We start from the raw sequence: 7,812 nt of genomic DNA on the forward strand, positions 1-7,812 counted from the left end.
TCCCGGCCCACGTCCTCGGTGAACTGCCCCTCACGGAACACCGGCGGCCGCCGCGTCACCCAGGTGGTCCGGGCCGCGTACGGCGCGATCTCCAGCAGATGCTGCGTACCGGACGCGCCCCCGCCGACCACGACGACCCGCTGCCCGGCGAACTCCTCGGGACCCGGGTACTGGGCCGTGTGCAACTGCCGCCCCCGGAAGGTCTCCTGCCCCGGGTACCGCGGCCAGAAGGGCCGGTCCCAGGTGCCCGTCGCGTTGATCAGCGCCCGCGTCGACCACGTACCGTCGGAGGTCTCGACGAGCAGCCTGCCCGCCTCGCCCTCGCGCACGGCGTTCACGTCGACCGGCCGCCGCACCCGCAGATCGAAGGTGCGCTCGTAGGTGTCGAAGTACTCCGCGATGACCTCGGAGGACGGCCGCGCCGGATCCACGTCCGTCAGCTCCATGCCCGGCAGGGCGTGCATGCCGTGCACCTTGCCGTACGTGAGGGAGGGCCACCGGAACTGCCACGCCCCGCCCGCCCGCGGAGCGTGGTCCAGGACCACGAAGTCCCGCTCCGGCTCGAAGCCCGTGCGCCGCAGGTGATAGGCGCTGGACAGTCCGGCCTGCCCGGCGCCGACCACGACGACATCGACTTCCCGCACTGCCCCCGCCTGCGCTCCGGTGTTGTTCACGCTTCTACCAACTCCATGGCGGGCGCGGATCTTCCCGGCCCCGGCGGCCGTCCCGTAAGGGGCGTGGGGATCTGCGCGACCAGCCAAGGACGGCCCGCAGATGTCCGACGGCACCAACAGCCGAGCGCTCAGCGACCGCCGGCGACCAGAATCGGCGCCCCAGAGGCGGGAACACGCGACAACAGCCCTCGCACGGTCAGCTCGGGAATCACCCCCTCCCCGAACCAGTACGCCTCCTCCAGATGCGGATACCCGGAGAGCACGAAGTGCTCGACCCCCAGCGCGTGGTACTCCTCGATCCGGTCGGCGACCTCGGCATGGCTGCCGACCAGCGCGGTACCGGCGCCTCCGCGCACGAGACCCACGCCCGCCCACAGGTTCGGGGAGATCTCCAGCCGGTCGGAGGAACCACCGTGCAGCGCGAGCATGCGCTGCTGGCCGATGGACTCGCTGCGGCCGAGCGCCGCCTGCGCGGCGGCGATGGACTCCGGATCGAGATCGTCGAGCAGGCGACCAGCCGTCCTCCACGCCTCGGCCGACGAGTCCCGCGAGATGGTGTGCAGCCGGATACCGAAGCGGACCGTGCGCCCCTCGCGCTCGGCGAGCGAGCGGATCCAGTCGATCTTCTCCTTGACCTGCTCCGGCGGCTCTCCCCAGGTCAGATACACATCCGCGTGCCGCGCCGCCACCGGCCCCGCGGCCGCCGAGGAACCGCCGAAGAAGATCTCCGGCAGCGGATCCGGCGGCAGCGCGGTCAGCCCGCCCTCGACCTGGTAGTGCGCCCCGTCGAAGTCGTACGGCTGCCCGCTCCACACCCCGCGCACGACGGACAGGAACTCGTCCGTACGCGCGTACCGCTGGTCGTGGCCGAGCTGGTCGCCGAAGCGGCGCTGCTCGGTGGAGTCGCCGCCGGTGACGACGTTCAGGAGCAGCCGGCCCCGGGTGATGCGCTGGTACGTGGCCGCCATCTGGGCGGCGAGCGTCGGCGAGATGACTCCGGGCCGGAACGCGACCAGGAACTTCAGCCGCTCGGTGTGCTGGGCCAGCGCCACCGTCGTCAGCCAGGCGTCCTCGCACCACGTACCGGTCGGCGTGAGCACCGCCTCGAAGCCCAACTGCTCGGCAGCCTTGGCGATTTGGGCCAGATACTCGATGTCGGGCGGGCGCACTCCGCTGACCGGCCGGGTGCGGTCGACGGGGTTGGCCGCGTAGGCGTGCCGGTCCACGAGGGTGCGGCCGTCACCGCCCGTCGGCAGGAACCAGTGCAGATGTACGGTCATGAGGTCACGACTCCTTCGAGGGGCGAGGAGTCGTGGTGGACGGCGGCAGGTCGCCGTTGAAGCGGGTGTCCACGAAGTCGCCGAAGTCGACCTTGCGGGGGATCAGCTTCAGGGCGGTGAACGTGTCCGCGATCTCCTGCTCGGAGGCGATGAGCGGCTTGTCGATGGCCACCGGAACCCTGGTCGCGTTGGTCCGCTTCACCGAGGCCAGCGCCACCTCGTAGGGCAGCCCGGTGTCCTTCGCCCAGACCTTGGCCCACTCCTCGGGGTGCTCGTAGACCCAGTCCTGCGCCCGCCGCAGCCGGTCCAGGTAGTCGCGGATCGCCGCGGCCTTCTTCTTGTCCTTGAGCGCTCCGGGCGCCGCCACCTGGAAGGTGAGCCCGTTGACCACGTCGTCGCCGTCGGTCAGGACCCTGCCCTGCTTGGCCTGCAGTACCTGGGAGGTGTACGGGTCCCAGACCGCCCACGCGTCGACCTTGCCGGAGGTGAACGCGGCCAGGGCGTCGGCGGGCTGGAGGTACTTCACCTTGACGTCGCCCAGTGTCAGCCCGGCCGCCTTGAGCGAGGCGACCAGCTGGTAGTGCGCGGACGAACCCTGCGCCACCGCGACCGACTTGCCTTTCAGCTCGTCGGCCTTCTTCAGCTTCGAGTCCTTGGGTACGAGGATCGCGTCTCCCTTGGACCTGCCCCGGTAGGCCGCGACGGCTGTGATCTTGGAGTCGGCGCCGGCCGCGAAGACCGGCGGGGTGTTGCCGACGCCGCCGATGTCGACGGCCTTGGCGTTGACCGCCTCCAGAAGGGGCGGCCCGGACGTGAACGTCGACCACTTGATCTTGTAGTTGAGGTTCTTGAGTTCTCCGGCGGCCCGCAGTACCGCTTCCGAACCGCCCTTCTGGTCACCGACGTTGAGGGTGAGCGATCCCTTCCCGTCGGTTCCGTCGCCCGTCGAGGTGCTGGCCGACGAGTTCCCGCCGCAGGCCGCGGCCAGCAGGGCCAGGGGGAGGAGCAGGGCGGCGGGGACGAGGTGTCGTCGCATGAGGATTCCGTTCGTGGATGAGTGTTCAGGTGAGGGGCGTGGCGGGTTCGGATGCGCGGGGCGCGCAACCGCGCGGTCCGGATGCGCGTAGGGCGGCGCAACCGGTCGGTTCGGATATCTGTGGTGGCTGACTGAGCGTTCAGGTGGGGGAGTTCAAGCGGCTTCGGCGGCGGTGTCGACACCCAGCCGTTCCAGGAGCCCGGCGCGCAGTTCGGCGAACCGCGGGTCGGCGATGTCCCGCGGACGGTCCAGCCCGACCTCGGTCTCGTAGGCGATCACGCCGTCGTCCATCACGAGGACGCGGTCGGCGAGCAGCACCGCCTCCTCCACGTCGTGCGTGACCAGGAGCACGGCGCAGCCTCGCCGTTGCCACAGCTCGCCGACGAGCCGCTGGGCCTTGATCCGGGTCAGCGCGTCCAGCGCGCCGAACGGCTCGTCGAGCAGCAGCAGATCGGGTTCGCGCACCAACGCGCGTGCCAGCGAGGCACGTTGGGCCTCCCCGCCGGAGAGGGTCTTGGGCCAGGCGTCGGCACGGTCGGTGAGGCCCACCTCGGTCAACGCCTGCTCGGCGACGGCGCGTTCGGGCTTGCCGGGCAGCCCGAGCAGGACGTTGCGCCACACCTTCTTCCACGGCATCAGCCGGGGTGCCTGGAAGGCGACGGCCTTGCGGCGCGGCGCGAGGACGGTGCCCTCGATGTCGCGGTCGAGCCCCGCGAGGATGCGCAGGAGGGTGGACTTGCCGCAGCCACTGCGACCGAGCAGGGCCACGAACTCGCCGGGCTTGACGTCGAGTTGGAGGTTGTCGATGACGGCGCGGCCGTCGAAGGAGCGGGTCAGGCCGTCGACGCGTACCACCGAGGAGGGGGCGGGAGCGGTCGTGACCTTCTCGGTGGTCACCGGCCGGTGAACGTCGGTCGCCATTGCAGCAGCAGCCTTTCGAGGGAGCGGACGATGAAGTCGGCGAGCAGGCCGAGGAAGGCGTAGACGATCAGGCAGACCACGATCACGTCGGTACGCAGGAAGTCGCGCGCCTGGACCATCAGGAAGCCGATGCCGGCGTCCGCGTTGATCTGCTCGGCGAAGACGAGCGCCAGCCAGGCGATGCCCAGTGAGTAGCGCAGACCGGTCATGGCGCCGGGGAGGGCGCCCGGCAGGACGACATGCCGTACGAGGCCCCAGCGGGACAGGCCGAGGGACTCGCCGGCCTCGATCAGCTGGGAGTCGACGCCGCGGATACCCGCGTACACGTTGAGGTAGAGCGGGAAGGACACGCCCAGCGTGATGATCGCGACCTTCGGGGCCTCGCCGATGCCGAACCAGATGATGAACAGCGGGATCAGACCGACGAACGGCACGGTCCGCAGCATCTGGACGCTCGCGTCGACGAGGTCCTCGCCGATCCTGAACAGGCCCGAGAGCAGGGCGAGACCGGTGCCGACGACGGTTCCGAGCAGGAGCCCCACCGCGACGCGCTGGAGCGAGACACCCATCGCGTTCGTCAGCGACCCGTCGGAGACCAGATCGCCGGCCACCCGCGCGATGGTGCCGGGCGAGGCCAGCACGTCGGCCGTCAACACGCCCGTACTGCTGAGGACTTGCCACAGGGCGAGCAGCAGTACGGGGCCGGAGGTGCGGCGCAGCCAGCGGGGGACGCGGGTGCGACGGGTCGAGGCGGGGACGATGGGTTCGAGCTCGGGAAGGGCGTGGGCGATGGACGTGGTGTCGCCGGATTTGGTGTCACTGGACTTGGGGTCTGCGAACTCCGATATTCCCGAAATATCGGGTCCATGAGAGTCCGGCGGGGCATGGCTGATGCTCATGAGGGCTCCACGGCAGGAGAGCGACGGAGGGCACGCGCAGGGGAGATGCGGGGTGCAGGGGGTGTGCGAGGGGCGGGGCGCGCGTCAGCGTCCCGGCATCCGGCTCGGATCAGAGGGACGCGCGGACGCGGGGGTGTGCTGAGGACCAGGAGAGGTGAATCGGGTGAAAAGGCGTCAGTGTCCGCGGCGACACGCGGCGGAGGCCACCCGCAGCAGGTCGATGTGACCGCGCGTGGTGAGCATGACTGAACGCAACATGCGGCTGAAAGTAGCCAGCTGGGCCGCGTACGGTCAATGGCGTCTCGCGGAGTGGACCTCGGGTATCACGGGTCGGGCGAGTGGAGTGCCCAGGTGGGCGGGCAGCGGCCGGTACTACTGGGCGGGGGAGTTGCCGGGACTGATGAGGTGCGGCCGGGCCCGCTGACCCCGACCCGTAGGCGCGTGGGATCCGACAGCGGGTGCGGAATCCGCGGGATCGGCGAGGATTGGCCCATGTCCGATGCCTTCACCAGCCGTGTACTGAACATCGCCTCCGGATCCAGGGAGAGGGTCGTCGACCTCACCCGTGAATGCGAGGCCTTCCTCCGCGAGGTCGCGGGCGGTCGCGACGGCCTGCTCAACGTCTTCGTACCCCACGCAACAGCCGGCGTCGCCCTGATCGAAACGGGTTCCGGCAGCGACGACGACCTGCTCGCCGCCCTCCACACCCTCCTCCCCTCGGACGACCGCTGGCAGCACCGCCACGGGAGCCCCGGCCACGGCCGCGACCACGTCCTCCCGGCGATCGTGCCCCCGCACGCCACGCTGCCGGTACTCGGAGGACGACTGGAACTGGGGACGTGGCAGTCGGTGTGCCTGGTCGACACGAATCGCGACAATTCAGACAGGCGGGTTCGGCTTTCATTCCTCGCCTGAGGGCCGGCAAATGGCGACCGCGAGCGTGATGCGAGGGCTGGTCCGGGCCCCGTTCTGGGCCGATGCAAAGGGCCTCTCGTGGCTACGTGCGTAGCCACGAGAGGGGACCATGGGTTTGGGCGCAGGGGGGCAACTCCGGAGAGGCCCTAAACTGCCGGGCCATGGATGCGGGACTTGCGGCGCTGCTTGGCGCGGCCGTTGGAACCCTGGGCACCGGCGCTGCCGCTCTGGTCACCGGGCTTCTGGGCCGTGGGCAGACTCGGATGCAACTCCGCGCCGAGCACGTGCGGTTGCTGCGCGAGCCGCGGCGCTCCGCGTACGTTGCGTTCACCCAGTGCTTCCAGGAGGTGCACACCCTCCATACGGAGGCAGCCATATCCGCGTCTGCGGCGGCGGAGGCAGGGGAGCCGGACCGCGGCAGGCTGCTTCGCGACGCCGACGGGGCCTATGAACGGGCCGGTGAACGGCTGCACGGTGAACTCCAACAACGGCAGTCGGCCGTCACTGTCGAGGGCCCACCCGTTGTCACGACTGCCGCGTTCGAGGCGGAGGACGCCCTGCTCGCCTCGCGCGCCGAGTTGTCCCGATGGATCCGGCAGTTGGAGCGCGGAGCCACTGCGGAGGATCACGAACGCGTGGCGGACGAGGCGCTGTTGGCCGTGCACCAGCCGCTCGTGCGGTTTCTGAACGTGGCTTCCGCCACCCTGGCGGAGGATGGCCTCAACCTCCAGCGAACCCCGCGCGGACGAGCCGCTCTCTGGTAGGAAGGCACCCCGGGGGCGAGTCGACACCCTCTCTTGCCGGGTGCGGAAGGGAAACGACGTCATGACTGAGCAGGCTGGAGCTACGGGTCGGGCTGATGGCACGGTTCCGCCGGCGGCCAACACGCCACGCCCTCAGCTGGCCCCGGTGGACATCGAAATTCTCGGCTGGATGGTTCACGACGAGTCCATCGCCAACATCGGAGCCAGGGTAGGCGTCTCGCGCCGCACCATCTTGCTCCGGATCCAGCGGCTCATGACAATCCTGGACGCCCGCGACCGCAGGGAGTTGGTGGCCAAGGCCGCGCAACAGGGGCTGATCTAGGGCCTGCAACCCCGGCCCGAGACGGGCCGCCCCCACTCTCTCGGCAGTAGCCGACTGAAGATCCGTCCCTGCCATTCGGCTGACCGGCCATCGACGTCCAACCGAATGGCAAAGACAACACCACCCCGAGTGGCGTTCAACCCTGGCAACCCGCCGGGCCTCACACGCCACTGCCTGGACGACAAGCTGACGAGCAAGAGGCGGCACCAGATCGGGCTCCCAGCCTCAGCCGGTCACCATGGGCCAGCAGCCCATCCGCGGCCCGCTACCGCGCAAGGACGGAGCAGGACGGGAAGAGTAAGTAGCCGTCGAAGTAGCCATGGAGGGGGACATCCTCCATGTTCACGCAGGTGGTACAGAGCCCAACCAGTGGAGAGCGCGGCACGCATCCCGTCACAAGACTGATGCCGTCGCCGGCGGCGCGACTGCACCTTCGCCGAAGTGTTCTCGGCGTCTCATCGGACAGGCCGTTCGGGGATTCTCGGCAGAACCTTTCCAGCGATGTCGAGGAGAACGCTGTCGTCCGCGAGGGTTCCGGACGTGCTCCAGACGGTGATGTCGCAGTAGCCGCCCCGGTCGTTGCGGTCCAGCGCCACGGACAGCGTCCTGGCCAGGGGGCCTTGTTCGACCGGTCCGCCGGATCCGCCACTCCCGAGATCGATATCGATCTTCATGGTGGGAGCCGAGGAGAAGACCGCGGGCCGGCCGAGAACCATGAGCGTCTTGATGTCCGTCTCATCCCCGAACTTCATCAGTTTCACGTACTGGTCGGTCGTGAGCTCGTTGTAAGTGGCCGAGACATTCACGGTGTACGTGTCGAACGCGACCTCGGCCTCCGGTTGGGCGACCTTCCCATCAGTCAAAGGAGCGGTGTTGCTGGTGCCGGAAGCATTGGTCGCGGTCTCTCCAGGCGTTCCCAGAAGCCGATGGCGTCCCGCCGAGTGGTGTAGCAGATCAAGCTGACGGAATCACCAGGTCGCGGCCCGAATCGCCCTCGTCGG

At 69.5% G+C, this 7,812-nt stretch carries 9 protein-coding genes and 1 pseudogene; 3 read left to right on the forward strand and 7 right to left on the reverse strand.

Going from position 1 to position 7,812, the window contains the following annotated elements; translation table 11 throughout:
* The 6 genes from O3Q52_RS44125 to O3Q52_RS54485 form a co-directional block, all read right to left on the reverse strand.
* The coding region (locus O3Q52_RS44125; RefSeq protein WP_269654151.1) for an NAD(P)-binding domain-containing protein at window positions 1-674 on the reverse strand (674 nt) is incomplete at its 3' end.
* 128 nt (window positions 675-802) lie between these two features.
* Entirely contained in the window at window positions 803-1,954 is a 1,152-nt protein-coding gene (locus tag O3Q52_RS44130) for an LLM class flavin-dependent oxidoreductase (protein ID WP_269654152.1), read from the reverse strand.
* Between the two features lie 4 nt (window positions 1,955-1,958).
* Entirely contained in the window at window positions 1,959-2,990 is a 1,032-nt protein-coding gene (locus O3Q52_RS44135; RefSeq protein ID WP_269654153.1) for an ABC transporter substrate-binding protein, read from the reverse strand.
* 153 nt (window positions 2,991-3,143) lie between these two features.
* The gene (locus O3Q52_RS44140; protein ID WP_269654154.1) at window positions 3,144-3,911 is read right to left on the reverse strand and encodes an ABC transporter ATP-binding protein; all 768 of its coding nucleotides are present in this window, start codon (window positions 3,909-3,911) and stop codon (window positions 3,144-3,146) included.
* Entirely contained in the window at window positions 3,884-4,810 is a 927-nt protein-coding gene (locus O3Q52_RS44145; protein ID WP_269654155.1) for an ABC transporter permease, read from the reverse strand. Before O3Q52_RS44145 ends, O3Q52_RS44140 begins: the two co-directional genes overlap by 28 nt.
* Before the next feature lie 174 nt (window positions 4,811-4,984).
* Window positions 4,985-5,068, reverse strand: coding sequence for a putative leader peptide (locus tag O3Q52_RS54485; protein WP_353963658.1), 84 nt, complete (start codon window positions 5,066-5,068; stop codon window positions 4,985-4,987).
* A gap of 234 nt (window positions 5,069-5,302) precedes the next feature.
* On the opposite strand from O3Q52_RS54485, the gene O3Q52_RS44150 reads away from it, so the two are divergent.
* The 3 genes from O3Q52_RS44150 (at window position 5,303) to O3Q52_RS44160 (ending at window position 6,811) form a co-directional block, all read left to right on the forward strand.
* Complete coding sequence (locus tag O3Q52_RS44150; protein WP_269654156.1) at window positions 5,303-5,725, forward strand: secondary thiamine-phosphate synthase enzyme YjbQ; 423 nt, start codon at window positions 5,303-5,305, stop codon at window positions 5,723-5,725.
* Window positions 5,726-5,886: 161 nt separating this feature from the next.
* Entirely contained in the window at window positions 5,887-6,489 is a 603-nt protein-coding gene (locus O3Q52_RS44155; protein ID WP_269654157.1) for a hypothetical protein, read from the forward strand.
* Window positions 6,490-6,634: 145 nt separating this feature from the next.
* On the forward strand, window positions 6,635-6,811 hold the full coding sequence (locus O3Q52_RS44160) for a LuxR C-terminal-related transcriptional regulator (protein WP_269654158.1): 177 nt from the start codon (window positions 6,635-6,637) through the stop codon (window positions 6,809-6,811).
* A gap of 455 nt (window positions 6,812-7,266) precedes the next feature.
* Here O3Q52_RS44160 and O3Q52_RS44165 read toward each other — a convergent pair.
* Window positions 7,267-7,737, reverse strand: a pseudogene (locus O3Q52_RS44165) (DUF6215 domain-containing protein); the annotation flags it as partial.
* Between the last annotated feature and the right edge of the window lie 75 nt (window positions 7,738-7,812).

This window comes from Streptomyces sp. ActVer, from assembly GCF_027270795.1.
GTDB lineage: Bacteria > Actinomycetota > Actinomycetes > Streptomycetales > Streptomycetaceae > Streptomyces > Streptomyces umbrinus_A.